Here is a 25,153-nt window from a genome sequence, read left to right on the forward strand (position 1 = left end):
ATGAATGAGAAAAATAAAAAAAATATTTAAATATACATTTGATTTTATTTTTATGCAGTATTATAATGATAACTAAATTTATAACAATATACAGAAAGTGGGGAGCTGTTTCATGAAAGTCTCCATTATCGGAGCGACAGGCTATGGGGGCATTGAGCTCATTCGCTTATTGCAACATCATCCGCACATGCGCGTCGCTTCTGTTCATTCATCTTCACAAGCAGGTGTTTCGCTGCAAGATGTGTATCCGCATATTGAGGGGCGTTTCGTCTTGCGCGATATTCAAAGCGACGATATTGAAGGTGAGCTTGTTTTTTTAGCGACGCCGCCCGGCGTATCGAGCGAATGGACGCCGAAATTGCTTGCGGCGGGACATAAAGTCATTGATTTATCTGGAGACTTTCGTTTGCGCGATGGGAACGTATATGCGAAGTGGTATAAAAAAACGCCGCCGAACGAAGAAGTGCTCAAACAGGCGGTATACGGTTTAACGGAATGGAATCGCGAGCACATTGCAAACGCCAGTTTAATCGCCAATCCCGGCTGTTATCCGACAGCGACGTTGCTCGGATTAGCGCCGCTTGTCATTCAAAAATGGATCGTGCCTCATTCTGTTATCGTTGATGCGAAATCAGGTGTATCAGGTGCAGGACGTGGGGTGTCGCTTGGCGTTCATTTTGCGGAAACGAATGAAAACGTAAAAATATACAAAGTAAATACACATCAACATATTCCGGAAATTGAACAAATGTTACGTGATTGGAACGAACAAATGGGGCCGATGACGTTTAGCACGCATTTAATCCCGATGACGCGTGGGATTATGGCGACGATATATGCGGAAGCGGCATGCATCGTATCGCTTGATAGAATGATAGAGTTATATAAAGAAACGTATAAACATTGCCCGTTCGTGCGCGTTCGGGAAGCAGGGTCTTTCCCATGCACGAAAGATGTGTACGGTTCAAACTATTGCGATATTGGAGTCAGTTACGATGAACGAACGAATCGCATCACGGTTGTGAGCGTGATCGACAACTTAGTGAAAGGGGCGGCGGGGCAAGCCGTTCAAAACGCCAATGTGATGCTTGGATTAGAGGAACAAACCGGACTAACATCGATGCCGATGTATCCGTAAATGGGGTGGAGAAGATGAAGTTGATCGAAGAAAAAGTGAAATATGTCGCAGATGGAACGATTGTCACACCAAAAGGATTTCAAGCTGCTGGTGTGCATGCAGGGTTACGCTATACGAAAAAAGATTTAGGGGTAATCGTTTGCGACGTGCCGGCATCGTGTGCGGCCGTTTACACGCAAAACGTGTTTCAAGCCGCACCGCTTCAAGTGACGAAACAAAGCATTGCGGTCGAACAAAAGCTTCAAGCGGTCATTGTCAACAGCGCATATGCGAACGCATGTACAGGGGAACAAGGGTTAAAAGACGCATACGAAATGCGAAAGTTGTGCGCGGAGGCGTTTGGGCTTCCAGAACATCTCGTTGCTGTTGCATCGACAGGAGTGATCGGTGAATGTTTACCGATGGAAAACATTCGCGCGAGCATCCCAAAATTGAAACCGACGGCACAATTAGATGGAGCGGTTGATTTTCAAACAGCGATTTTAACGACGGATCTCGTCATGAAAAAAACGTGTTATGAAACGGTCATAGACGGTCAAGTCGTGACGGTTGCAGGAGCGGCAAAAGGATCGGGAATGATTCATCCAAATATGGCAACGATGCTTGCTTTTATTACGACGGATGCAAACGTCCCATCAGACGTATTGCAAGATGCGCTTCGTTCCATTACGAACGTATCGTTTAATCAAATTACGGTCGATGGGGAAACGTCAACGAACGATATGGTCATCGTCATGGCGAGCGGGTTAGCTGGCAACGAGCCGCTTTCTCCACAACATCCAGATTGGGCAAACTTTTATGAAGCGCTCCGTCAAACGTGTGAACATTTAGCGAAGCAAATTGCTCGCGACGGAGAAGGGGCAACGAAATTAATTGAAGCGCGCGTCAAAGGAGCGCGAACGGACGAAGAAGCAAAATGGGCAGCGAAACATATTGTCGGTTCCAACTTAGTGAAAACAGCAGTGTACGGAGCGGACGCAAACTGGGGACGCATTATTGGTGCAATTGGACATAGCGGAGCATTCATAAACCCGAATTGCGTGGACGTATGGATCGGTTCGATTCAAATGTTAAAACAAAGTCAACCGGTGCCGTTTTCGGAAGAAGAAGCGAAAGCGGCTTTAATGGAAGACGTCGTCGTGATTACAGTCGATTTACATGTCGGCAACGGGGAAGGTATTGCGTGGGGCTGTGATTTAACGTACGACTACATTAAAATTAATGCAAGTTATCGCACGTAAGGAGGGGATTTATGTGATTGTCATCAAATGCGGGGGCAGCGTGCTTCATGAGTTATCCCCATCGTTTTTTACAAGCGTGCAACAATTAAGAAACAGCGGGCTTGATGTTGTCATCGTGCATGGCGGAGGACCAGATATTGGACAGTTGTTACATGCGCTCAACATTCCGTCTGAATTTGTAAACGGATTGCGAAAAACGACAAAAGACGTGTTAGACGTTGTCGAAATGGTATTAAACGGAAAGGTGAACAAAACGCTCGTCTCGCTGTTACAAGCAAACGACATTCGCGCCGTCGGTTTGTCCGGTGTCGATGATTGTTTGTTGCAAGCGAAACCAATCGACGTACAAACGCTCGGTTATGTAGGAGAAGTCGTACACGTTCATGCGAAGCTTGTGCATACGTTGTTGCGTCACGGATACGTGCCCGTCATCGCACCGATCGGAATAGATGAGCATGGCCAGACGTATAACATTAACGCAGATACAGCAGCGGCGGCGATTGCACAGGCGCTTTCGGCTGACAAACTCGTTTTTGTGACAGACGTCGCTGGCATTTTAAACAACGGAGAAGTTGTCAAAGAAGCAACCGCCCATATGATTGAAGCGATGATTGCAGATGGAACGATTTCAGGAGGAATGATTCCGAAAGTGAAAGCGGCTCTTCATGCGCTCAACTCGGTCAATGAAGTCGCTATTGTGAGCGGAAAAGTCCCATTTTATAAAGAAGGAACGTGGCATGGAACGATGATGAAGAAAGAGGTGTACGTATGATTTTCCCAACGTATCAACGGTTTCCGATTACGGTTGCTAAAGCGGAAGGAACGAAACTCATCGCCACAGACGGAAAACAATATCTTGACTTTGTCGCAGGCATTGCGGTATGTAATCTCGGCCATCGCCACCCGGCTGTACAGCAGGCGCTTGAGGCGCAGCTAAACGAAGTATGGCACGTATCTAATTTATTTCATCTCCCTATTCAAGAAGAAGTCGCTTCCCTTCTTGTGCAACATTCCGTTGGCGATGCGGTGTTTTTTTGCAATAGCGGAGCGGAAGCGAACGAGGCGGCAATCAAGCTTGCGCGCAAACATACGGGACGTTCTAAAATCATTACGTGCGAACAGTCGTTTCACGGTCGAACGTTTGCGACGATGACAGCGACCGGGCAAGCGAAAATTCACGATGGATTCGGCCCGTTGTTGCCGACGTTTACGTACGTGCCGTTTAATGATATCGCTGCGCTACAACGAGAAATGGATGAAACGGTGGCAGCTGTCATGGTTGAAGTCGTGCAAGGCGAAGGCGGTGTTGTTGTCGGAGAAAAGTCATTTTTACAGGCAGCCGAGCAGCTTTGCCAAACGTACGGAGCATTGTTGATCGTCGATGAAGTGCAAACAGGCATCGGACGAACAGGCACGTTGTTTGCTTATGAGCAGTTCGATCTTTCCCCTGATATCATTACCGTCGCAAAAGGATTAGGAAGCGGCTTTCCTGTCGGGGCGATGATCGGAAAGAAACATGTCGTACCGACGTTTAGCGCCGGAGTGCACGGCTCAACGTTTGGCGGAAACGCTTTGGCGATGGCGGCGGCGAAAGCGACGCTTCACATCGTGACACAACCGTCATTTTTACGGGAAGTACGAGAAAAAGGGACGTATTTTAAACAAAAATTAGCCGAACAGTTAAACGACGTTCAAATCGTGCAAGATGTGCGCGGTTTAGGGCTCATGATCGGCATCGCATGCAGTGAACCAGTCGCGAATATATTGCCGCATATTCATGAGCGTGGGCTTCTTGCTTTAGCAGCGGGGCCGAACGTCATTCGTTTATTGCCACCGCTCATCGTGACGAAAGAGGAACTTGATGAAGCGATAAATATATTACAAGAAGCGTTAACGTCATATGAACGTGATTTTTTATACGTATGAATGAATAAAAATTCTGTTTGTTTAATAAACATTCGTTTGGGGTGTGAACATGGAGGCGTATTTACATTTACAAAACGGCAAAATGTTTGCCGGAAAATTGGAAACGGCATGGACGGGAGATATTGCAGGGGAAGTTGTTTTTTTTACAGGGATGACAGGATATCAAGAAGTGTTAACAGATCCGTCGTATAAAAATCAAATCGTCGTATTTACGTATCCGCTTATTGGAAATTACGGGATTAACGAAGTCGATTTTGAAAGCAAACGGCCGCATGTGAAGGCGGTCATCGTTTATGAAGCGGAGGAGACAGGGTATCATTACGAGGCGACGTACAGTTTGAAACAATATTTGCAAAAATGGAACGTTCCGCTTCTCACCCATGTCGATACACGAGCGGTCGTGAAACAAATTCGTGAACATGGGGCAATGCCTGCGGTTATTTCAACGAGCCGGCAGGCGGTTGTGCAAGTGGAAGAACAAGCGCCCGTGCCGCTCGTGAGCACATCGGACATACAAACGTACGGAAACGGTCATATGCACGTTGTTTTGTTTGATTTCGGATATAAAAAGTCAATCGTTCATTCGTTAATGGCGTACGGATGTCGCGTGACGGTCGTTCCGTACAATACGACGTTACAAACGGTCGAACAACTTGAGCCAGACGGAGTATTATTATCGAACGGACCGGGAGACCCGAAACAATTGTCCCGTTATTTGCCAAATATTTTGGCGGTTATCGAACGGTATCCAACGCTTGCGATTTGCCTTGGGCATCAGCTCGTTTCGCTCGCTTACGGTGGGGATACGGAAAAATTGCCGTTCGGGCATCGTGGAGCAAATCAGCCGGTATATGATGCGAAAACGAAAAAAGTGTTTATGACTTCGCAAAACCACGGTTATGTGGTGAAGGCAGAAAGTTTAGCGCATACGCCGCTTTCCATTCGTTTTATTAACGTCAATGACGGTTCGGTGGAAGGTGTCGCCCATGAAACGAAGCCGATTTTATGTGTGCAATATCATCCGGAAGCGCATCCTGGACCAAACGATACACAATTTATTTTTGCTGAATTTGTTGACATGATGAAAGCAGCAAGAAAGGAGAAAGTCTATGCCTAAAGATTCAACGCTTCGTTCGATTCTTGTGATCGGTTCTGGTCCGATCGTCATCGGGCAAGCGGCAGAGTTTGACTATTCGGGAACGCAAGGTTGCTTAGCATTAAAAGAAGAAGGATACCGCGTCATTTTAGCAAACAACAATCCCGCGACAATTATGACGGATGAAGTGCATGCGGATGCGGTATATTTTGAGCCGCTGACGGTAGAAAGTATGGAAAAAATTATTGCAAAAGAGCGACCCGATGGGCTATTAGCGACGCTTGGCGGACAGACGGGACTGAATTTAGCGTTCGCTTTACATGAGCAAGGTATTTTACAAAAGTATAATGTCCGCTTGCTCGGCACACCGATTGAATCGATTAAACGTGGCGAAGACCGTGAAGCGTTTCGGGCGTTAATGTATGAATTAAACGAGCCGGTGCCAGAAAGCGAAATTGTGACGACAGTTGAAGAAGCTGTGCAATTTGCAAAACAAATCGGGTTTCCAATCATTGTTCGCCCAGCGTATACGCTCGGGGGAACGGGCGGCGGCATCGCACAGACGATGGAGGAGCTTGTCGACATCGTCACAAAAGGATTGCAAGAAAGCCCGATCACGCAATGTTTAGTGGAACGGAGTGTCGCGGGATTTAAAGAAATTGAGTATGAAGTGATGCGCGACCATACGAATACGTGCATTACGATTTGTAATATGGAAAATATCGATCCAGTTGGCATTCATACCGGTGATTCGATCGTCGTTGCTCCGTCGCAAACGTTGACTGACGTCGAATATCATATGTTGCGCTCAGCTGCCATTAAAATTATTTCGGCGCTCGGTGTTGTCGGAGGATGCAACATTCAATTTGCGCTCGATCCAAAAAGTAAAAAGTATTATTTAATTGAAGTGAATCCGCGCGTCAGCCGATCTTCTGCTCTCGCATCAAAAGCGACAGGGTACCCGATCGCAAGAATGGCGGCAAAATTAGCGGTCGGTTATACGCTTGCGGAACTAGTGAATCCAGTGACAGGACATACGTATGCGAGCTTTGAGCCTGCACTCGATTATGTTGTCGTGAAATTTCCGCGCTTTCCGTTTGACAAATTTTCGTTTGCCGATCGTCGCCTCGGCACGCAAATGAAAGCGACAGGAGAAGTGATGGCGATCGACCGTAATTTTGAGCGTGCGTTACAAAAGGCGCTTCATTCGCTTGAGTTAGATCATATCGGTTTACATTCACCAGCGCTTGCGAAACAGCCGACGAAGGTGTTAGTAGATATCGTCAAAGCGGGAGACGATCGCCGCTTTTTCGCTATACTCGAGCTGCTTCGCCGCGGTATAGCGACAGAACAAATACACGAATGGACGAAAATCGACTTATATTTTTTAACTCGTTTTGCTCAGCTTATTGCGCTTGAACAACAAGCGAAAGAAACGACGCTTCATTCGATTGATGAACAAACGTTTCGCATGCTAAAAGAAAAAGGATTTTCCGATGCGTATTTAGCTTATATATGGAACGTGGATGAAAAAGATGTGCGAGAAAAAAGAAAAGCATATGGCATCGTTCCATCTTATAAAATGGTCGATACGTGTGCTGCTGAATTTTCGGCTGAAACATCGTATTATTATTCGACATATTTTGGCGAAAGTGAAATACAAACGAGCGATCAGCCGAAAATGCTTATTCTTGGCTCAGGTCCGATTCGCATTGGGCAAGGGGTTGAATTTGATTATAGCTCTGTTCATTGCGTGTACGCTTTGCAGCAAGCGGGATATGAAGCGATTTTAATGAACAATAACCCTGAAACAGTCAGCACCGACTTTACCGTTGCCGATCGTTTATATTTTGAGCCGCTGACGGTAGAAGATGTGTTAAATGTCGTGGAAGCGGAAAACGTCGAAGCGGTCATCGTGCAGTTTGGCGGTCAAACGGCCATTAACTTAGCGAACAAGCTTGAATCGTACGGCGTGTCAATCATCGGCATGAATAGTGAGATCATTGACCAACTAGAAGATCGGGAACGTTTTTATGCGCTCCTCCAGTCGCTTGACATTCCACATGTGAAAGGAACGATGGCAAACGACAAAGCGGAATTAATGGAAAAAGTGGAACGTATCGGTTATCCGCTTTTGCTTCGCCCATCGTACGTCATTGGCGGACGTGGAATGCATATCGTTTATGATGAACAACAGCTTGCTTCAATAATCCAACAAGAAATGGTATATCCGGTGTTAATTGATGAATATGTACGCGCAAAAGAAGGAGAGATTGATGCGATTTGTGACGGATATGACGTGTTCGTTCCGACAATTATTGAACATGTCGAAAAAACAGGCGTCCATTCTGGCGATAGTTATGCGTTATTGCCTGCTCAATCGTTTACGGAAGAAGAAAAAGCGAAAATGATCGATTATACGAAGCGGATCACAAATAAACTTCATTTCAAAGGGTTAATGAACGTGCAGTTTATCGTACGGGATGGGGAAGTGTACGTCTTAGAAGTCAATCCGCGGGCAAGCCGCACCGTTCCGATCGTCAGTAAAGTGACAGGTGTGCCGATGGTTCAACTCGCGACAAACGTATTGCTTGGGAAATATTTGTCGGAAGACGTCAAACAATCGGTTTCTATTCCGTATGTTGTCTTAAAGTATCCGGTGTTTTCGACATATAAGTTGCCGGGTGTCGATCCGCTTGTCGGTCCGGAAATGAAGTCGACAGGGGAAGGAATTAGCATTGCAAAAACGGTGCAAGAAGCGGCATATAAAGCATTTTATCCATATCTCGTAAAGAAAAAAGAAGCGTATGAAATATATGTCGATGCACCAGCTGAGGCGAAGGTGTTAATCGAGCATGCAAAACAACAAGGGTTAACGATTGTGACAGATGAGCCGTTCGAACGATGGGTTGAGAAAAAAGAAGCGCTCGCATTTGTTAGTTTCATGCGTGATGAACAAAGTGCATGGCGAAGAAAACAGGCGCTCGCTCGCCATGTGCTCGTATTGACGGAAGAAGAAACCGCGCATTTGTTTGTCCAAGCGTGGTCGACAAAACATTTTTCCGTTTGTTCGATTCAAGATTGGTTAAAAAATTTACGTGAAGTGGTGAGAAAATGAATATGACAGCAACGATTCAGTTAAAAGGAAAAGATTTTTTAACGTTAGCGGACTATTCGAAGGAAGAAATCGAATATTTGCTTCATTTGGCGCTTGAATTAAAGGAGAAGCAACAAAACGGCGAACGGTACACGCCGCTAAGCGGCAAAACGCTCGCGATGATTTTTGAAAAGCCGTCAACGAGAACACGCGTCTCATTTGAAGTCGGCATGGTTCAATTAGGCGGTCATGCACTTCATTTAAGTAGCCGCGATTTGCAAATTGGACGTGGAGAAACGATTGCAGATACGGCGCGCGTATTATCGGAATATGTTGATGCGATTATGATTCGCACATTCGAGCATGAAAAAGTAGAGGAGCTTGCCCATTATGCGACGATTCCTGTCATTAATGGGTTGACCGATGACGATCATCCGTGTCAAGCGCTTGCCGATTTATTAACGATTTACGAAGTGAAAGGAAAACTTCAAGGGCTAAAGCTTGCCTACATCGGTGACGGAAACAATATGGCGCATGCGTTAATGCTTGCGGCGGCAAAAGTCGGCATGCATTGTGCAGTCGCTTCACCGAAAGGATATGAACCGAAAGAAGCGGTTGTCAAAGAAGCGAAAAGCATCGCAAACGAAAGCGGTGCAACGATCGTTGTAACAAACGATCCGTATGAAGCGATTGTCGATGCAGACGTTGTATACACAGACGTATGGGCAAGCATGGGGCAAGAGTCGGAAGCGAACGAACGGATGCACGTCTTTGCGCCGTTTCAAGTCAATGAAACGCTCGTTCAACAAGCGAAAAGCGATTTTATGTTTTTACATTGCTTGCCCGCTCACCGCGGCGAAGAAGTGACAGAAGGGGTGATTGATGGAGTGCGTTCATACATTTTCCAACAAGCCGGCAACCGCCTTCATGCACAAAAAGCATTGCTCGTTTCGTTGCTGTAGCATTTGGATATCGATCCGTTATTTCTCATCATCGTTTTGAAACAAAACGGACATATTATGAAATGATCAGACGATGAGGAGGGATACGGATGGGACAAAGCCGACATTTTCGCCCCGGACAAAAAGCGCCAAACAACGGGATATATATTGAAATTGGCGAGACAGGCGACCAAGTGAAAAATCCGAAAAAATTAAAACTAAAAGCAGGTGACCGTTTCCCAGAAACGTCGAATCATAATCGTATATGGACGTACTTTCCAAAACCGTAAGCCATCCTTGCATAAGGGTGGCTTTCTCGTTATAATACGTAATAGATAAAGGTCAAAAAAAGTCAAAGTCAAAGGGGTGAGTGCGATGAATATGCAACAAATGACGGAAAAAGTGCAAGAGGCGTTCATGCGAGCACAATCGTTGGCCATAGAAAAACAACATCAAGAAGTGGACGTTGAACACGTTTGTGTGGCGCTTCTCGAACAAGAAGATGGGCTTGCACGACGCATTTATGAAAAAATGTCTGTTTCTGTTTCAAGTTTGTTAGATGAGTGGAACAAACAACTCAACAAAAAACCGCAAGTCATTTCTAGTTCGGAAGCCGGAAAAATATATGTCACAAGCCGTTTGCAACAATGGCTTGTTCGGGCGGAACAAGAAGCGAAACAAATGAAAGATGAATATATATCCGTTGAGCACTTGTTGCTTGCGCTCGTTGACGACAAAGAAGCGAAACATATATTGTCACGCTATGGAATCGAGCGAGAAAAGCTATTGCAAACGATTATGGACATAAGGGGGAATCAACGCGTGGTTAGTCCAAATCCGGAAGCAACATATGAAGCACTGCAAAAATACGGTCGCGATTTAGTGGCGGAAGTGAAAGCTGGAAAAATTGATCCAGTCATCGGCCGCGATAGCGAAATTCGCCGCGTCATTCGCATTTTATCGCGTAAAACGAAAAACAATCCTGTTTTAATTGGAGAGCCGGGCGTTGGAAAAACAGCGATCGTTGAAGGGCTCGCCCAACGTATCGTGCGCAAAGACGTGCCAGAAGGGTTAAAAGATAAAACGATTTTTGCGCTAGATATGAGTGCGCTTATTGCAGGGGCAAAGTTTCGCGGAGAGTTTGAGGAACGGTTAAAAGCGGTATTAAATGAGGTAAAGAAAAGCGAAGGGCGCATCATTTTATTTATTGATGAACTGCATACGATCGTCGGTGCGGGACGGACGGATGGGGCGCTTGATGCAGGGAATATGCTAAAGCCGATGCTTGCGCGCGGAGAATTGCATTGCATTGGGGCAACGACGCTTGATGAATATCGACAATATATTGAAAAAGACCCTGCGCTCGAACGCCGTTTCCAACAAGTGCTCGTAGAAGAGCCGACGGTCGAAGATACGATTTCGATTTTGCGCGGCTTAAAAGAGCGATTCGAAATTCATCACGGCGTGAACATTCATGACGGCGCGCTCGTTGCGGCGGCGACGTTGTCCGATCGTTACATTTCTGATCGCTTTTTGCCTGATAAAGCGATTGACCTTGTTGATGAAGCATGCGCGATGATTCGAACGGAAATCGATTCAATGCCGACAGAGTTAGATGAAGTGATGCGAAAAATGATGCAGCTTGAAATTGAAGAAGCGGCGTTGAAAAAAGAGCAAGATGAAGCGAGCAAACAGCGCTTGCAAGCGTTGTCGCAAGAGCTTGCGAATTTGCGCGAAAAAGCAAATGCGATGAAAGCGCAATGGGAAAAAGAAAAAGAAGCGATTCAACATGTGCGCGCGTTGCGTGAGCAGTTAGAAAAAGCGAAGCGCGAGTTAGAAGAAGCGGAAAACAATTACGATTTAAATAAAGCGGCAGAATTGCGCCACGGACGCATTCCGCAACTCGAAAAACAATTAAAACAGCTAGAAGAAACGGAAAAAGAGAGACGGTTGTTGCGCGAGGAAGTAACGGAGGAAGAAATCGCGACAATCGTGTCAAAATGGACGGGCATTCCGGTGACAAAACTTGTTGAAGGTGAACGCGAAAAGTTGTTGCGGTTAACCGACATTTTACATGAGCGCGTCATCGGGCAAGACGAGGCGGTACAATTCGTGAGCGATGCAGTGTTGCGCGCACGCGCAGGCATGAAAGATCCGAATCGCCCGATCGGTTCATTTCTTTTCCTCGGTCCGACAGGTGTCGGAAAAACAGAATTGGCGAAGGCGTTAGCGGAAGCGCTTTTCGATAGCGAAGAACAGATCATTCGCATCGATATGTCGGAATATATGGAGAAACACGCAGTTTCTCGTTTAATCGGGGCGCCTCCAGGATATGTTGGCTACGAAGAAGGTGGGCAGCTGACGGAAGCGGTGCGCAGAAAGCCGTATGCGGTCATTTTGCTTGATGAAATCGAAAAAGCGCATCCGGAAGTGTTTAACATTTTACTACAAATGTTAGATGACGGTCGGATGACGGATTCGCAAGGAAGAACGGTCGATTTTAAAAATACGGTCGTCATTATGACGTCAAATATTGGCTCGCATACGTTGTTAGAAGCGGTCGATGCGCACGGAGACATAAACGAAGAAGCACGTGAACAAGTGTTGAAACAATTGCGAGCGCATTTTAGACCAGAGTTTTTAAACCGAGTGGACGACATTGTACTATTTAAACCGTTAACCGCCCGCGAAGTGAAAAGCATTGTGGATAAGTTTATGAAACAATTAGAGGAGCGACTAGCAGAGCGCCATATGACGATTACGTTAACGGAAGAAGCGAAGACGTACATTGCGACACATGGGTTTGACCATGTGTACGGCGCTCGTCCGCTCAAACGGTTTATTCAAAAACATATTGAAACGAAGCTTGCCCGTGAAATTATTGCCGGACGTATTGGAGACTACGACACCGTCACGATTGATATCGAAGGCGACGAATTCGTCGTAAAAAAAGGATAAACGGACGTATGCCGTTTATCCTTTTTTAATGATGCACAGGGTCGTTCGGAATGAGTTGTGCAATCAATAAAATGAGAACGGTTGCAATGACTGCCAACGTTGTGCCTGTTTCGAAATGGTACGCCGAGCCGATCATCGAGCTGACGACGTATGTCACCATGTTTACTAATAAAAACGTCCAGAAAAACGTCCAAAAAATACGCATGCCATTCCCTCCTTTACACTCTTTTTTATCTTAACATAAATGGTGAATAGACGAAAATGAAAAATTGCAACGCCTAGTACACGCAAAAGAAAATCGCATACGATATATTGTACAATGATGTGCGTAAGGTGGACGATGATGACAGAGAAGCAACGATTTTTCCAATTTAGCGAGCAATGGTGTGCGATTCATGTTCCAGATCGGCCAAACGGATTTGGTTTACTCCTTTTAGGAGACGTCTCTCACTTCGTCGATGACAAAACGAGTTTATGGATGCAACATGTTGGGAAAAACAAGCTGTTAAACGATTTGTTACAACATGGCTATACGATTTTCTACTCGCATTTGTACGGGGCGAATTGGGGAAGTCCAAAAGCGGTCAAACTAGCGAAACAGCTCATTTATTATGTGCTGAAAACGGAAATTTTAAATGAGCGCATTTACGTATTCGCAGAAGGAATGGGGGCGCTTGTCGCCTTGCAGTTGATGAACGATTTACGTGATCAAATACGGGCGGTTGCGCTATTAAATCCTTGTTTGCATTTACAGGCGCAACTCCAACATGAAAAAGAGCATAAATTTTTTTATAAGCGGATGTTACGTCAATTAAAGCAAGCGTACGGAACAACGGAAGAGGAATTGGATCTCCCTCCGCTTTATGCTCCGACTGTACCAATGAAAATTTGGCAAGTGTCAGGAGTGAATCCATATCCTCCAACGATTCATGCAAGAGCGTATGCGCAAGCGTTTGGCGTGCCTGTTTCATATCATTTGCCTGAAAAAACATATACGTTTGCGCAAGCCATTCATGCGTTTTATGAACAATATAGCGATGTATAGTCCCCATACCCATGGGGATTTTTTCTTTACCGATAGGAAAGGAAGCAAGTAAAATAAAAAATGAGACCGAAAAAGGAGTGTTGCATGTTGATGAGGCGATATACGTATTTTATTTTTGCACTACTTTTTATTTTATCTTCTTGCGCTCCTGCAAAATTATCATCGGGAAATGTACAAAAAGTTGGTTTGCTCGTTTCAGATACAATTGATGATCAAGTGTGGGGAACGAAAGGGTATAAAGGATTGCTTCGCATTCAAGCGAAATTTGATGCGGAAGTGTTTTATCGCGAAGGGGTAAACTCAAAAGCAGCGACGGCACAAGCGATAAAACAATTTCACCAAAAAGGAGTCCATTTAATTTTTGGTCATGGAAGTGAGTATGGGGAGTATTTTGATGACATCGCAGAGCAATATCCGAACATTCATTTTGTATTTTTTAACGGAGAAGCGAAAAAGAAAAATGTGACAAGTTTTAATTTCGCAGGGCATGCGATGGGCTTTTTTGGCGGCATGGTGGCGGGGCATATGACGAAGACGAACAAAATTGGCGTCATTGCCGCATTTGAATGGCAGCCGGAAGTGGACGGTTTTTTTGAAGGGGCTTTACATGAGAACGAAAATGCGAATGTCGACGTGGAATATGTACAACATTGGGACGACGTCGATACAGCCATAGCCATTGCCGAACGAATGATTGCTGAAGGGGTGGATGTCATATATCCAGCCGGCGATAAATTTAGCGTACCAGTGATTGAAAAAATGAAAGAACACGGTCTTTATGCGATTGGTTACGTAACGGATCAAGCAGATTTAGGAGAACGAACGGTGCTAACGAGCACCGTCCAACATGTCGATGCGCTATATGAACTTGTGGCGAAAAAGTTCATCGATGGAGAATTAACGTCTGGAACGACATATGTCGATTTTCAAGACGGCGTCGTCGAACTCGGCACGTTTAGCCCGCTTGTCGACAAACCGTTCCGACAAAAAATAACAAAAGCGATTGAACGATATAAAGCAACAGGAAAATTGCCGAATGAGTAAATGAGGTGTCGAGTAAGCGCCTCATTTTTTTATTGCATGAAACGAAAAAAGAAAGTAAAATTAGTACCAAGTAATAAAGTTTGATAATAAAAGGAGACGATATTTCCGTGAGTGCAGGAATTATTGGAATTGGACGATATTTGCCGGAACGTATTGTGACGAATAAAGAATTAGAACAACGAATGGATACGTCAGATGAATGGATTCGGACGCGCACAGGGATTGAAGAACGTCGTATTGCTTCAGACGATATAGATACGTCCGATATGGGTTATATCGCAGCGAAGCGCGCCCTTGATAATGCGGGCATTTCTCCTGAACAAATTGATCTCATTTTAGTAGCGACGGTGACGCCTGATCGCCCTTTTCCGTCCGTCGCATGTATGTTGCAAGAAAAGCTCGGGGCGGTGCATGCAGCGGCACTTGACGTAAGCGCGGCATGTGCAGGATTTATGTATGCGATGGTAACCGCGAAACAATTTATTGAAACGAATACGTACAAATACGTGCTTGTCGTTGGTGTAGAAAAGTTATCAAAAATCGTCGATTGGAGCGATCGAAATACAGCGGTGTTGTTTGGAGACGGCGCAGGAGCGGTTGTCATGGGGAAAGTTGCAGAAGGGCGCGGCATCGTATCGTTTGAACTTGGGGCAGACGGTACGGGGGGAAAATATTTATATCAAGACGACCATATTGTCATGAACGGACGGGAAGTGTTTAAGTTTGCGGTGCGCCAAATGGGCGAGTCATGCATTCGCGTATTAGAAAAAGCAGGATTGACGAAAGCGGACGTCGACTTTTTAATTCCGCATCAAGCCAACATTCGCATTATGGAGGCGGCGCGCGAACGGCTCGAACTGCCTGTTGAGCGCATGTCGATTACAGTAAATAAATACGGAAATACATCCGCTGCATCCATTCCGATTTCACTTGTAGAAGAAGTGGAAGCCGGGCGCATTCAAGATGATGATCTTATTATTATGGTTGGCTTTGGCGGTGGATTAACGTGGGGCGCTATTGCATTGCGCTGGGGCAAATAACGATGGTATGATGAAACAAAGGAGTGATGAGTGGTGAACAAAAGACGAGTCGTCGTCACGGGATTAGGGGCTGTCACACCGGTAGGAAATGATGTTGAAACGACATGGAAAAACATCGTTGCTGGACAATCCGGCATCGGTCCGCTCACACGGTTAAATGCGGACGATTTTCCTGCGAAAGTAGCAGCGGAAGTGAAAGATTTTCAAGTGGAACAATTTATCGATAAAAAAGAAGCGCGCAAAATGGACCGATTTACCCAATATGCGGTCGCCGCTTCCATGATGGCAGTCAAAGATGCGAATTTACAAATTACAGAGGAAAACGCGCCACGCATTGGCGTCTGGATCGGTTCAGGCATCGGCGGGATGGAAACGTACGAAGAACAGCTGAAGACGTTTTTAGAAAAAGGATATCGTCGCGTCAGCCCGTTTTTCGTTCCGATGATGATTCCAGATATGGCGGCAGGGCAAGTGTCGATTATGCTTGGAGCAAAAGGAATCAACTCATGTACGGTTACCGCTTGTGCGACAGGAACGAACTCGATTGGCGATGCGTTTAAAGTCATTGAACGTGGCGATGCCGATGTGATGATTACAGGTGGAACAGAAGCGCCAATTACACATATGGCGTTTGCGGGATTTAGCGCAGCGAAAGCGCTCTCGTTTAACCCAGACCCAAAAGCAGCGTGCCGTCCATTTGATCAACATCGCGACGGATTTATTATGGGCGAAGGAGCTGGCATTATTATTTTAGAAGAACTAGAACATGCGTTAAAACGCGGTGCGCGCATTTATGCGGAAATCGTTGGCTACGGTGCGACAGGCGATGCGTATCATATTACCGCTCCAGCGCCGGGTGGGGAAGGCGGCGTGCGTGCGATGCGTCAAGCGCTCCATGATGCAAATATGCAGCCTGAGGAAATCGACTACATTAACGCGCACGGCACGAGCACAGAGTATAACGATAAATATGAAACGATGGCGATTAAAGAAGTATTTGGTGAGCACGCATATAAATTAGCTGTCAGCTCGACGAAATCGATGACGGGACATTTGCTTGGCGCAGCGGGGGCAATCGAAGCCATTTTCTCCGTTTTATCGATTCACGATGGCGTCATTCCGCCAACGATTAATTACGAAACACCAGACCCAGAATGCGACTTAGATTACGTGCCGAATGTGGCACGGAAACAAAATGTGCGTGCGGTATTAAGCAACTCGCTCGGCTTCGGTGGACATAATGCAACGATTATTTTCAAAAAATATGAAGGATGAGGTTCGCCTCATCCTTTTTCACATTTTCCTTTCGTTTATCGTACAATGCGATAACGAAAGGAGGGAATGTCATGGGAGTAATAAATACGAAAGATTGGTTCATAGATGATCGATGGCGAAAAAAAATAAAAGAAGATGTGCAACGTCATTTATTTGCGCACGGCATGGCGCGGCGCAACCAACATGATACGATGAAACAGCTCGCAGAAAAAAACGTATGGGCGTTTGTCGCAAAAAAGTTTACAGAACTCCAAAAAGAGTGGGATGGCCCAGATGTGCCTATATTTATTTTCCCTGCTGATGCTACAAACCGTTCGCTGCAACGTGAATTTGGTGGAAAATCAGGCGTCGCTTTTCGCGATCAACTATTTTTATTTTTGCTTCCTCACGTATCGAACGAACATATTTATGCCCTCCTCATTCACGAATATAACCACGTTTGTCGTTTGCATGCTGATCCGAAAGATGAGCGCGACTATACGCTTCTTGATCGCATCGTGATGGAAGGATTAGCAGAACATGCGGTGTACGAGCGGCTCGGAAGTGAATATGTCGCAACATGGACGACATATTATACAGAAGAACAACTAAAGCAATGGATGAAAAAATGGATAATCCCAAACCTCTCTACTCGGCCAGACGATGCTCGTTATCGTTCGCTTTTGTACGGTTCTGCCTTTTATCCGCGCATGCTCGGCTATGCGGTCGGATATGCGGTTGTGAAGCAGGCGCTAGAAAAAAAGACGATGATAGAGCTACTTTCGATGAAAGCTGAAGAAATTTTTTTTACGTAACGCATCGTTTGCATGCTTGTTCATACATATAGTAGTGGACAAGGGGGACTGACGAATGCGTTTCTTTTTTTATTTGCTTGGGTTTGGGATGTCGGTCATTGGTGGGACGACGATGATTGCGTATTTAAACATTATGGCATCACGTTCAGATTGGAAAGAATATTTGTTGTTTATTAGCACAAAAGTGGAATGCTACTTCTTGCCGATCGGTTTGTTTATGACGTGGTTAAGCATTTTTTTTCCGTCCCATGATGATGGTTAAATTTAGGTTGAAATGGAATAAAATGAACAGCCTCTGACCATACTGTGAACAAATCGTTCGAAGTGAGGGGTTATGCATGTTATATCTTCACGATGTTTGGGTGAATTGGTTTGAAGGAGAAGAAAACGGGTATAACGTTTGCCACTTTTACGAGTGGAGAAAAGATGATGCGATTGAGCTGTTAGATCAAGTGCCAGTCTTAAAAGTGAGCCCACAACTGTTTTATTACTTAGAAAATAGTTTGTCGGAAATTCCGAAGCCGCTGCTTGAAGATGTATATCAAAAAGCGTACGTGCGCAAAAATCATGAGCGCATCCAGCTTGATTATTGTTTTATCGCGACAGATGGTTGTGGCATTGTCGCAATTGATACGATTGGCTATCATATTCCGATTCGAAAAAGCCGGCTCATTCCACGCCAAGAACAGCTCGTTTATGAGATGGTTAAAGAACAAGATGTGCGCACGTATCCATTTCAACAAAGCGAAAAAGAATACCATATTTTATCGCCGCATCCTGCGCTGATGAGCGGATTGACGCGCAAAGAGCGGCAATTGAAACAACTATTATTTATGGCGCTTGACCAACTATACGGAACGAAAAATGTCGCAGAAGTGCGCTATTGGTACACGGAATGGGCGCCAGAAAAGTATGCATACATTCAACAAATGTCGTTTGAAGAAGCGTGGAACGGCTTGTACGAAGAAGCGAAATACGGATGGTCAGAGCGGCACGCTCATTTATGCGAACGGCTCGTCAAAGGACAACCGTTTTTTGAAAAACTATGGGAAATGGAACAAGAACCGAAAGTGAATTAAAAAACTCAGCCCGCGTGGAGCTGAGTTTTTTATCGTCTTTTTCTTCCTAGACCAATGGCGTTTTCCATTTTCTTTAACATTTTACTTGCGACACGGTTTGCTTTTTCCGCTCCTTCGTCTAAAATGTCGTCTAGTTTCGAGCTTTCCATGAGCTCGTAATATTTTTCTTGAATTGGCGTTAATGCGTCAATAATGACTTGAGCGACATCGGCTTTAAACTCCCCGTACCCTTTTCCAGCATATCGCTCTTCTAATTGCTCGATCGGCTCGTTCGCTAAAATGGAGTAAATCGTTAATAAGTTCGATACGCCCGGTTTATTTTCTTTATCATAGCGAATGATGCCTTCTGAGTCTGTGACGGCGCTTTTTACTTTTTTCTCGATCGTTTTCGCATCATCAAGCAACGTAATGTACGATTTTTGGTTCGGATCGGATTTGCTCATTTTTTTCGTCGGATCAGTAAGCGACATAATGCGGGCGCCGATTTTCGGAATGCGCGCTTCTGGGATCGTGAAAATGTCCCCGTATCGTTTATTAAATCGCTCCGCTAAATCGCGCGTCAGCTCAATATGTTGTTTTTGATCTTCACCGACAGGAACGATGTCTGTCGAGTAAAGCAAAATGTCGGCTGCCATAAGCGGCGGATACGTTAATAATCCAGCGCTTACCGCTTCTTTTCCAGCCGATTTATCTTTAAATTGCGTCATGCGCTCTAATTCGCCAATGTAGGCGATGCATTGTAAAATCCAGCCCGCTTGCGCATGCGCAGGCACTTCGGACTGAATAAATAACGTCGATTTGTTCGGATCAATGCCGACCGCTAAATAAAAGGCAGCTAAGCTGCGAATGTTTTTCCGGAGCGCTAGCCGATCTTGCGGGACGGTAATCGCATGTTGATCGACGATACAAAAATAGCAGTTGTAATCGTCTTGTAGTTCAACAAACTGTTTCATCGCTCCAATATAGTTGCCGAGCGTAATGACGCCGCTTGGTTGAATACCTGAAAAAATTGTCTTCATCGAATCACTCCTTTTCATTTTTTAACAATAAAAAAAGTCCTATCATCTTTAGGGACGATAGAACCGTGGTGCCACCCTAGTTATTGTCATTGCGACAATCACTTTGCCCATGCGGTATGCATGGCGCCTTTGTAACGTAAGGCAAACGTTCAAGCCTACTTTTTTTCAACTTGAATGCTCGAAAGCCCATTCCATACAACTAGCGGCTTGTTCGCACCGTCCACAAGCTCTCTGAACGCCTCGTTATATGTACTATTCTTTGTCATCGCATCGGTTTTCTTTTATCTTACAATATTTATCGTTTGCTTGGCAAGGGAGCGGCATTTGTGACAAAGTCTTTACAAATTGAAACCGTTTTTATAAAATAAACGTGCAATTTTTATTAAATTTTTATTGCATGTTTAGAAAAAATGAAATAAAATTTTCAAACGTGAACGCTTTAATTTATTAATATAAAAAAGAAACAGGAAACTATTTTTAAAAATAATCATCAAAGTTTTCTTGCAATAAATTTTTAAACTATTTATAATAGGCTTAACAAGCAAAGCGTTTAACAAATTTGTAACATTTACTTAACAATTGCTCCTAATTTGTACGAGAGAGGGCAACGCTCATTACATAAGGGCGGGTTTTTTGTATGAATTTTTTTGGAAAAATTCACATGATGTACAACATAAAAAGTCAGACTATTTAGTAAAAATATTCTTTTCTACAAATTGGAGCATTGACGAGTAAATGTGCAAGTTTGTTAAAATGGAGCTTGGGAAAAAATATATTTAGGGGGGAAATCCATTGAAGAAAAGACTTTCACTTTTATTTAGCCTCATGTTAGTGTTGAGTCTTTTCCTTGCAGCGTGTGGTGGATTTGATAAAAAGGAATCTACCGACACGAAAGAAGGAGGAGACAAAAAAGCGGAAGTTCCGCAAGAACTACGCATCAACATTAATACAGAGCCATTCTCTTTGCATCCAGGTTTAGCGAATGACTCTACGTCTGGTACAGTATTGCGCCAAACATTCGAAGGTTTAACAGTCATTAAAGACGGTAAACCAGAATTGGCAGCTGCAGAGAAATATGAAGTTTCTGATGATTTAACAACATACACATTCAAATTACGCGATGCAAAATGGACAAACGGTGATCCTGTGACAGCGCATGACTTTGAATATGCGTGGAAATGGGCACTTGATCCGCAAAATCAATCCCAATACGCTTACCAACTTTACTACATTAAAAACGGTCAAGCGTTTAACGAAAGAAAAGCGAAAGCTGAAGATGTTGGCGTCAAAGCACTTGACGACAAAACATTACAAGTGACACTTGAAAACCCAACACCTTATTTCTTAGAATTAACAGCGTTCTATACGTATTATCCAGTAAACAGCAAAATTGCAAAACAAAATCCAGACTGGTATAAAAATGCCGGTGACCAATACACTTCCAATGGTCCATTCAAAATGGTATCATGGGAGCATAACAGCAAAATCGTTCTTGAAAAGAACGAAAACTACTGGGATGCAGATAATGTAAAATTAACAAAAATTGAAATGGTTATGGTTAACGATCCGAACACAGAACTTTCGATGTTCAATAACGGTGAGTTGGATTGGGCTGGTTCGCCAACTGGTAGCTTACCAACTGATGCGCTTCCTCAATTAAAACAAGAAGGAAAGCTAAAGGTGCAACCGATTGCGGGTACGTATTGGTACAAATTTAACACAGAAAAACCACCGTTAAACAACGTCAACATTCGTAAGGCGCTCACATATGCGATTGACCGTAAAGCAATCGTTGAAAACATTACAAAAGGTGAGCAAGTGCCAGCAATGGCAGCCGTACCACCAACGATGTTCCCTGAGAACACAAAAGGGTACTTCAAAGATAACGATGTTGAAAAAGCAAAAGAGCATTTACAAAAAGGTCTTCAAGAGCTTGGCTTGAAAGATGTGAAGCAATTACCACCAATCACATTGTCATTCAATACATCTGAAGCGCATGCGAAAATCGCTCAAGCGATTCAAGATATGTGGAAGAAAAATTTAGGTATTGAAGTCAAACTTGAAAACGCAGAATGGAACGTTTACATTGACAAGTTACATTCTGGAGACTATCAAATCGGTCGCATGGGGTGGTTAGGCGACTTTAACGATCCGATCAACTTCCTAGAGTTGTATCGTGACAAAAAAGGTGGAAACAACGATACAAACTGGGAAAATCCAAAGTATAAGCAGTTGTTAATTGATTCTCAAAAAGAAAAAGATGCTGAAAAACGTCTTCAAATGTTAAAAGAAGCAGAAGCGATCTTAATGGATGAGCTTCCAATTGCACCAATTTACTTCTATACGAATACTTGGGTGCAAAAAGAAAACTTAAAAGGCGTTCAATTATCAGGTCTTGGAGAAGTCCAATTCAAATGGGCATACTTTGAATAAAAAGGTGAATGATGAAGGTATATGGGGTGTCCCATATACCTTCATTTCACGATATAGAACATTTGTAAAAAATGGAGGTGTTTCAATATGTTGCGGTATATAGGCAGACGTTTGCTTTATATGTTGCTATCCCTATTTTTAATTATTACAGCTACATTTTTCTTAATGAGAGCCGCACCGGGCGGACCATTTTCAGGTGAGAAAAAGCTTCCGCCAGAAATTGAAAAGAATTTAAATGAGTTTTATGGATTAGATCGACCATGGTATGAGCAATATATTGATTATTTAACATCAATTGCTCAATGGGATTTCGGGCCTTCCTTTAAGTATAAAGGGCAAACAGTTAACGATTTAATTAATAGCGGTTTCCCTGTGTCTTTCTTTTTAGGAATGGAAGCATTATTTATTGCGGTTGGTATGGGCGTATTGCTCGGAATTATTGCTGCATTGAATCATAATAAATGGCAAGATTATGCAGCAATGATTTTTGCTGTAATGGGAATTTCTGTACCGAGCTTTATTATGGCTTCGTTACTCCAATATGTGTTAGCGATTAAACTTGGTGTTTTCCCTGTTGCTCGTTGGGAGTCGTTTATGCACACGATTTTGCCAGCGGTTGCTTTAGCTACAGGACCGACAGCGTTTATCGCACGTTTAACTCGCTCAAGCATGCTTGAAGTGTTGAGCAACGACTATATTCGAACAGCGAAAGCAAAAGGATTGTCTCGCACGCAAATTACAGTGCGTCATGCGATTCGAAATGCGTTATTGCCTGTTGTTTCATATCTCGGTCCATTATCTGCTGGAGTTATTACAGGTAGTTTCGTCATTGAGAAAATTTTCGGTATCCCAGGGTTAGGAAGTCACTTCGTATTAAGCATTTCTAACCGCGACTATACGGTCATTATGGGTGTAACTGTGTTTTACAGCATCATTTTATTAGCAGCGATTTTACTTGTAGATATTGCTTATGGATTAATTGATCCTCGCATTAAATTAGCCGGTGGGAAGAAAGGAGAGTAACTATGCAGCAAATTCCAAAAGAAATGTTTCAGCCTGCATCGGTTGATTTAAGTGAAGCGGAAAAAATTTCGAAGCCAAGCCTTTCGTTTTGGAAAGACGTATCGATCCGTTTCCGTAAAAATAAATTAGCGATGTTCGGTCTTGTTTTGCTTTTTCTCCTTATATTTATGGCGATTTTTGGACCGATGATGACACCGCATGACTATCGAACAAACGATTTAATGAATACAAATCAGCCTCCATCTGCTGAACATTGGTTTGGTACAGATGAGCTTGGACGCGATATTTTTGCACGCACATGGTACGGTGCACGCATTTCACTGTTTATCGGTGTTGCTGCAGCGCTTATTGATTTGTTTATCGGTGTGTTATGGGGGGGAATTGCTGGCTTTCGTGGTGGACGTACAGACGAAATTATGATGCGTATTGCCGATATTTTATGGGGTGTTCCGTACTTGCTTTTAGTTATTTTGTTAATGGTTGTATTGGAGCAAGGATTAGGAACGATGATTTTGGCCATGACGATTACAGGTTGGATTAACATGGCGCGCATTGTGCGTGGACAAGTACTTCAGTTGAAAAATCAAGAATACGTTCTTGCAGCACAAACATTAGGAGCAAGCACGTCACGTATTATGTTTAGACATTTAATTCCAAATACCATGGGTCCAATTCTTGTAACGATGACGTTGACGATTCCTTCCGCTATTTTTACTGAGGCTTTTTTAAGCTATCTCGGTCTTGGTGTTCCGCAGCCGCTTGCAAGTTGGGGAACGATGGCTTCTGACGGTGTATCAGCGTTACAATATTATCCATGGCGCTTATTCTTCCCAGCAACGATGATCTGCTTAACGATTTTTGCGTTTAACGTTGTTGGTGATGGATTGCGCGATGCATTAGATCCAAGATTGCGTAAGTAAAGAGGGGTGAGGACATGGAGAAATTGCTTGAAGTAAAAAACTTAGAAGTATCCTTTCAAACGTACGGTGGAGAAGTACAAGCGGTTCGCGGCGTAAGCTTTCACGTTAATAAAGGTGAAACGCTTGCGATTGTAGGTGAATCGGGATCAGGAAAAAGTGTGACATCGCAAACGATTATGCGCCTCATTCCGATGCCACCTGGAAAAATCAAAAACGGTCAAATTTTATTTAATGGGGAAGACCTCGTGAAAAAGACCGATAAAGAAATGGAACAAATCCGCGGAAAAGATATCGGGATGATTTTCCAAGATCCGATGACATCATTAAACCCGACAATGAAAGTCGGTAAGCAAATTATGGAAGTTCTCATCAAACACCAAAATATGTCACCAGCGCAAGCGAAAGAACGTGCGATTGAGTTATTAAAACTTGTTGGTATTCCGATGCCTGAAAAACGTGTGAACCAATACCCACACGAGTTTTCTGGTGGAATGAGACAACGTGCAATGATTGCCGTAGCGCTGGCATCTAATCCGAAGTTGCTCATTGCTGATGAGCCGACGACAGCGCTAGACGTGACGATCCAAGCGCAAATTTTAGAGTTAATGAAAGACTTGCAAAAGAAGATGGGTACGTCCATTATTTTTATTACACATGACTTAGGCGTTGTTGCAAATATGGCAGATCGCGTCGCTGTTATGTATGCAGGAAAAATTGTCGAAATGGGAACAGTCGATGAAATTTTCTATGACCCACGCCATCCGTACACATGGGGTCTACTTGCATCGATGCCAAGCTTAGATAGCGATGATAAAAAGGAGTTAGCTGCCATTCCAGGTTCGCCACCGGATTTAACAAATCCACCGAAAGGGGACGCTTTTGCGCCACGCAATCCGTATGCAATGCGCATCGATTTTGAACAAGAGCCACCGTTGTTTAAAATTTCTGATACACACTATGCGGCAACATGGTTGCTACATCCGGATGCACCGAAAGTGGAGCCGCCTGAAGCAGTAAAAAAACGGTTGCGTAAACTCTCCTCAAACTACGATAAACCGATTATTGTAAAGGAGAGTGAGTAAAA

At 44.0% G+C, this 25,153-nt stretch carries 22 protein-coding genes and 1 other annotated feature; of the genes, 20 read left to right on the top strand and 2 right to left on the bottom strand.

Going from position 1 to position 25,153, the window contains the following annotated elements; genetic code table 11:
• Positions 1–112: 112 nt before the first annotated feature.
• The 9 genes from argC (at position 113) to clpB (ending at position 12,397) form a co-directional block, all read left to right on the top strand.
• The gene (gene argC, locus HNR63_RS03145; RefSeq protein WP_085788330.1) at positions 113–1,138 is read left to right on the top strand and encodes an N-acetyl-gamma-glutamyl-phosphate reductase; all 1,026 of its coding nucleotides are present in this window, start codon (positions 113–115) and stop codon (positions 1,136–1,138) included.
• A 14-nt stretch (positions 1,139–1,152) separates the two neighbouring features.
• Complete coding sequence (gene argJ / locus HNR63_RS03150) at positions 1,153–2,379, top strand: bifunctional ornithine acetyltransferase/N-acetylglutamate synthase (protein ID WP_021094761.1); 1,227 nt, start codon at positions 1,153–1,155, stop codon at positions 2,377–2,379.
• Positions 2,360–3,151 (top strand): acetylglutamate kinase, encoded by a 792-nt coding sequence (gene argB / locus HNR63_RS03155; RefSeq protein ID WP_052025481.1) that lies wholly within the window; start codon positions 2,360–2,362, stop codon positions 3,149–3,151. The genes argJ and argB overlap by 20 nt, the downstream gene beginning before the upstream one ends.
• Entirely contained in the window at positions 3,148–4,305 is a 1,158-nt protein-coding gene (gene argD / locus HNR63_RS03160) for an acetylornithine transaminase (RefSeq protein WP_181519753.1), read from the top strand. The genes argB and argD overlap by 4 nt, the downstream gene beginning before the upstream one ends.
• 49 nt (positions 4,306–4,354) lie before the next feature.
• Positions 4,355–5,422 carry a carbamoyl phosphate synthase small subunit gene (locus HNR63_RS03165; protein ID WP_181519754.1) on the top strand — a complete coding sequence of 356 codons (1,068 nt, stop codon included), beginning with the start codon at positions 4,355–4,357 and terminating at the stop codon, positions 5,420–5,422.
• Positions 5,415–8,519, top strand: coding sequence for a carbamoyl-phosphate synthase (glutamine-hydrolyzing) large subunit (carB, locus tag HNR63_RS03170; protein WP_181519755.1), 3,105 nt, complete (start codon positions 5,415–5,417; stop codon positions 8,517–8,519). The genes HNR63_RS03165 and carB overlap by 8 nt, the downstream gene beginning before the upstream one ends.
• Entirely contained in the window at positions 8,516–9,460 is a 945-nt protein-coding gene (gene argF / locus HNR63_RS03175; RefSeq protein ID WP_181519756.1) for an ornithine carbamoyltransferase, read from the top strand. The genes carB and argF overlap by 4 nt, the downstream gene beginning before the upstream one ends.
• 89 nt (positions 9,461–9,549) lie before the next feature.
• Positions 9,550–9,729: a YjzC family protein gene (locus tag HNR63_RS03180; RefSeq protein ID WP_003395421.1), complete on the top strand. Its 180-nt coding sequence runs from the start codon at positions 9,550–9,552 to the stop codon at positions 9,727–9,729.
• 85 nt (positions 9,730–9,814) lie between these two features.
• Complete coding sequence (clpB, locus tag HNR63_RS03185) at positions 9,815–12,397, top strand: ATP-dependent chaperone ClpB (RefSeq protein ID WP_181519757.1); 2,583 nt, start codon at positions 9,815–9,817, stop codon at positions 12,395–12,397.
• A gap of 25 nt (positions 12,398–12,422) precedes the next feature.
• Here the strand turns inward: clpB and HNR63_RS03190 are convergent, their stop codons facing one another.
• Positions 12,423–12,602, bottom strand: coding sequence for a YjzD family protein (locus tag HNR63_RS03190; RefSeq protein WP_021094754.1), 180 nt, complete (start codon positions 12,600–12,602; stop codon positions 12,423–12,425).
• A 138-nt stretch (positions 12,603–12,740) separates the two neighbouring features.
• Here HNR63_RS03190 and HNR63_RS03195 point away from each other — a divergent pair, with 138 nt between their 5' ends.
• From HNR63_RS03195 to HNR63_RS03225, 7 genes are all read left to right on the top strand, one after another.
• The gene (locus tag HNR63_RS03195) at positions 12,741–13,442 is read left to right on the top strand and encodes an alpha/beta fold hydrolase (protein ID WP_181519908.1); all 702 of its coding nucleotides are present in this window, start codon (positions 12,741–12,743) and stop codon (positions 13,440–13,442) included.
• Positions 13,443–13,526: 84 nt separating this feature from the next.
• Entirely contained in the window at positions 13,527–14,486 is a 960-nt protein-coding gene (locus HNR63_RS03200; RefSeq protein ID WP_085788324.1) for a BMP family ABC transporter substrate-binding protein, read from the top strand.
• 107 nt (positions 14,487–14,593) lie between these two features.
• Positions 14,594–15,526 carry a beta-ketoacyl-ACP synthase III gene (locus HNR63_RS03205; protein WP_085788323.1) on the top strand — a complete coding sequence of 311 codons (933 nt, stop codon included), beginning with the start codon at positions 14,594–14,596 and terminating at the stop codon, positions 15,524–15,526.
• 33 nt (positions 15,527–15,559) lie between these two features.
• Positions 15,560–16,801: a beta-ketoacyl-ACP synthase II gene (fabF, locus tag HNR63_RS03210; RefSeq protein WP_181519758.1), complete on the top strand. Its 1,242-nt coding sequence runs from the start codon at positions 15,560–15,562 to the stop codon at positions 16,799–16,801.
• Between the two features lie 71 nt (positions 16,802–16,872).
• On the top strand, positions 16,873–17,595 hold the full coding sequence (locus tag HNR63_RS03215; protein ID WP_181519759.1) for a DUF2268 domain-containing putative Zn-dependent protease: 723 nt from the start codon (positions 16,873–16,875) through the stop codon (positions 17,593–17,595).
• Positions 17,596–17,650: 55 nt separating this feature from the next.
• The gene (locus HNR63_RS03220) at positions 17,651–17,857 is read left to right on the top strand and encodes a YuzI family membrane protein (RefSeq protein ID WP_021094748.1); all 207 of its coding nucleotides are present in this window, start codon (positions 17,651–17,653) and stop codon (positions 17,855–17,857) included.
• Between the two features lie 76 nt (positions 17,858–17,933).
• Positions 17,934–18,674, top strand: coding sequence for a YjbA family protein (locus HNR63_RS03225; RefSeq protein WP_021094747.1), 741 nt, complete (start codon positions 17,934–17,936; stop codon positions 18,672–18,674).
• A 29-nt stretch (positions 18,675–18,703) separates the two neighbouring features.
• On the opposite strand, the gene trpS is transcribed toward HNR63_RS03225, so the two are convergent.
• Positions 18,704–19,693 (bottom strand): tryptophan--tRNA ligase, encoded by a 990-nt coding sequence (gene trpS / locus HNR63_RS03230; RefSeq protein WP_181519760.1) that lies wholly within the window; start codon positions 19,691–19,693, stop codon positions 18,704–18,706.
• 47 nt (positions 19,694–19,740) lie between these two features.
• Positions 19,741–19,968, bottom strand: a binding site (T-box leader).
• A gap of 517 nt (positions 19,969–20,485) precedes the next feature.
• On the opposite strand from trpS, the gene HNR63_RS03235 reads away from it, so the two are divergent.
• The 4 genes from HNR63_RS03235 to HNR63_RS03250 all read left to right on the top strand — a co-directional run bounded on the left by HNR63_RS03235 (position 20,486) and on the right by HNR63_RS03250 (position 25,151).
• Positions 20,486–22,126, top strand: coding sequence for a peptide ABC transporter substrate-binding protein (locus HNR63_RS03235; RefSeq protein ID WP_181519761.1), 1,641 nt, complete (start codon positions 20,486–20,488; stop codon positions 22,124–22,126).
• Between the two features lie 87 nt (positions 22,127–22,213).
• Positions 22,214–23,149, top strand: a complete 936-nt coding sequence (locus tag HNR63_RS03240; RefSeq protein ID WP_085789504.1) for an ABC transporter permease — start codon at positions 22,214–22,216, stop codon at positions 23,147–23,149.
• A gap of 2 nt (positions 23,150–23,151) precedes the next feature.
• Positions 23,152–24,069 carry an ABC transporter permease gene (locus HNR63_RS03245; RefSeq protein ID WP_085789503.1) on the top strand — a complete coding sequence of 306 codons (918 nt, stop codon included), beginning with the start codon at positions 23,152–23,154 and terminating at the stop codon, positions 24,067–24,069.
• A 14-nt stretch (positions 24,070–24,083) separates the two neighbouring features.
• Positions 24,084–25,151, top strand: a complete 1,068-nt coding sequence (locus HNR63_RS03250) for an ABC transporter ATP-binding protein (RefSeq protein WP_085789502.1) — start codon at positions 24,084–24,086, stop codon at positions 25,149–25,151.
• Positions 25,152–25,153: the final 2 nt, after the last annotated feature.

Source organism: Anoxybacillus ayderensis (genome assembly GCF_013761015.1).
GTDB classification, from domain to species: Bacteria; Bacillota; Bacilli; order Bacillales; family Anoxybacillaceae; genus Anoxybacillus; species Anoxybacillus ayderensis.

Coding starts and splice junctions, on each gene's coding strand:
- HNR63_RS03190 (WP_021094754.1), bottom strand. CDS start 12,602: ATGCGTATTTTTTGGACGTTTTTCTGGACGTTTTTATTAGTAAACATG.
- carB (WP_181519755.1), top strand. CDS start 5,415: ATGCCTAAAGATTCAACGCTTCGTTCGATTCTTGTGATCGGTTCTGGT.
- HNR63_RS03240 (WP_085789504.1), top strand. CDS start 22,214: ATGTTGCGGTATATAGGCAGACGTTTGCTTTATATGTTGCTATCCCTA.
- argF (WP_181519756.1), top strand. CDS start 8,516: ATGAATATGACAGCAACGATTCAGTTAAAAGGAAAAGATTTTTTAACG.
- HNR63_RS03180 (WP_003395421.1), top strand. CDS start 9,550: ATGGGACAAAGCCGACATTTTCGCCCCGGACAAAAAGCGCCAAACAAC.
- HNR63_RS03220 (WP_021094748.1), top strand. CDS start 17,651: ATGCGTTTCTTTTTTTATTTGCTTGGGTTTGGGATGTCGGTCATTGGT.
- HNR63_RS03225 (WP_021094747.1), top strand. CDS start 17,934: ATGTTATATCTTCACGATGTTTGGGTGAATTGGTTTGAAGGAGAAGAA.
- trpS (WP_181519760.1), bottom strand. CDS start 19,693: ATGAAGACAATTTTTTCAGGTATTCAACCAAGCGGCGTCATTACGCTC.
- HNR63_RS03215 (WP_181519759.1), top strand. CDS start 16,873: ATGGGAGTAATAAATACGAAAGATTGGTTCATAGATGATCGATGGCGA.
- argD (WP_181519753.1), top strand. CDS start 3,148: ATGATTTTCCCAACGTATCAACGGTTTCCGATTACGGTTGCTAAAGCG.
- HNR63_RS03195 (WP_181519908.1), top strand. CDS start 12,741: ATGACAGAGAAGCAACGATTTTTCCAATTTAGCGAGCAATGGTGTGCG.
- argJ (WP_021094761.1), top strand. CDS start 1,153: ATGAAGTTGATCGAAGAAAAAGTGAAATATGTCGCAGATGGAACGATT.
- HNR63_RS03200 (WP_085788324.1), top strand. CDS start 13,527: ATGTTGATGAGGCGATATACGTATTTTATTTTTGCACTACTTTTTATT.
- argC (WP_085788330.1), top strand. CDS start 113: ATGAAAGTCTCCATTATCGGAGCGACAGGCTATGGGGGCATTGAGCTC.
- HNR63_RS03165 (WP_181519754.1), top strand. CDS start 4,355: ATGGAGGCGTATTTACATTTACAAAACGGCAAAATGTTTGCCGGAAAA.
- HNR63_RS03250 (WP_085789502.1), top strand. CDS start 24,084: ATGGAGAAATTGCTTGAAGTAAAAAACTTAGAAGTATCCTTTCAAACG.
- argB (WP_052025481.1), top strand. CDS start 2,360: ATGCAAGTTATCGCACGTAAGGAGGGGATTTATGTGATTGTCATCAAA.
- HNR63_RS03245 (WP_085789503.1), top strand. CDS start 23,152: ATGCAGCAAATTCCAAAAGAAATGTTTCAGCCTGCATCGGTTGATTTA.
- clpB (WP_181519757.1), top strand. CDS start 9,815: ATGAATATGCAACAAATGACGGAAAAAGTGCAAGAGGCGTTCATGCGA.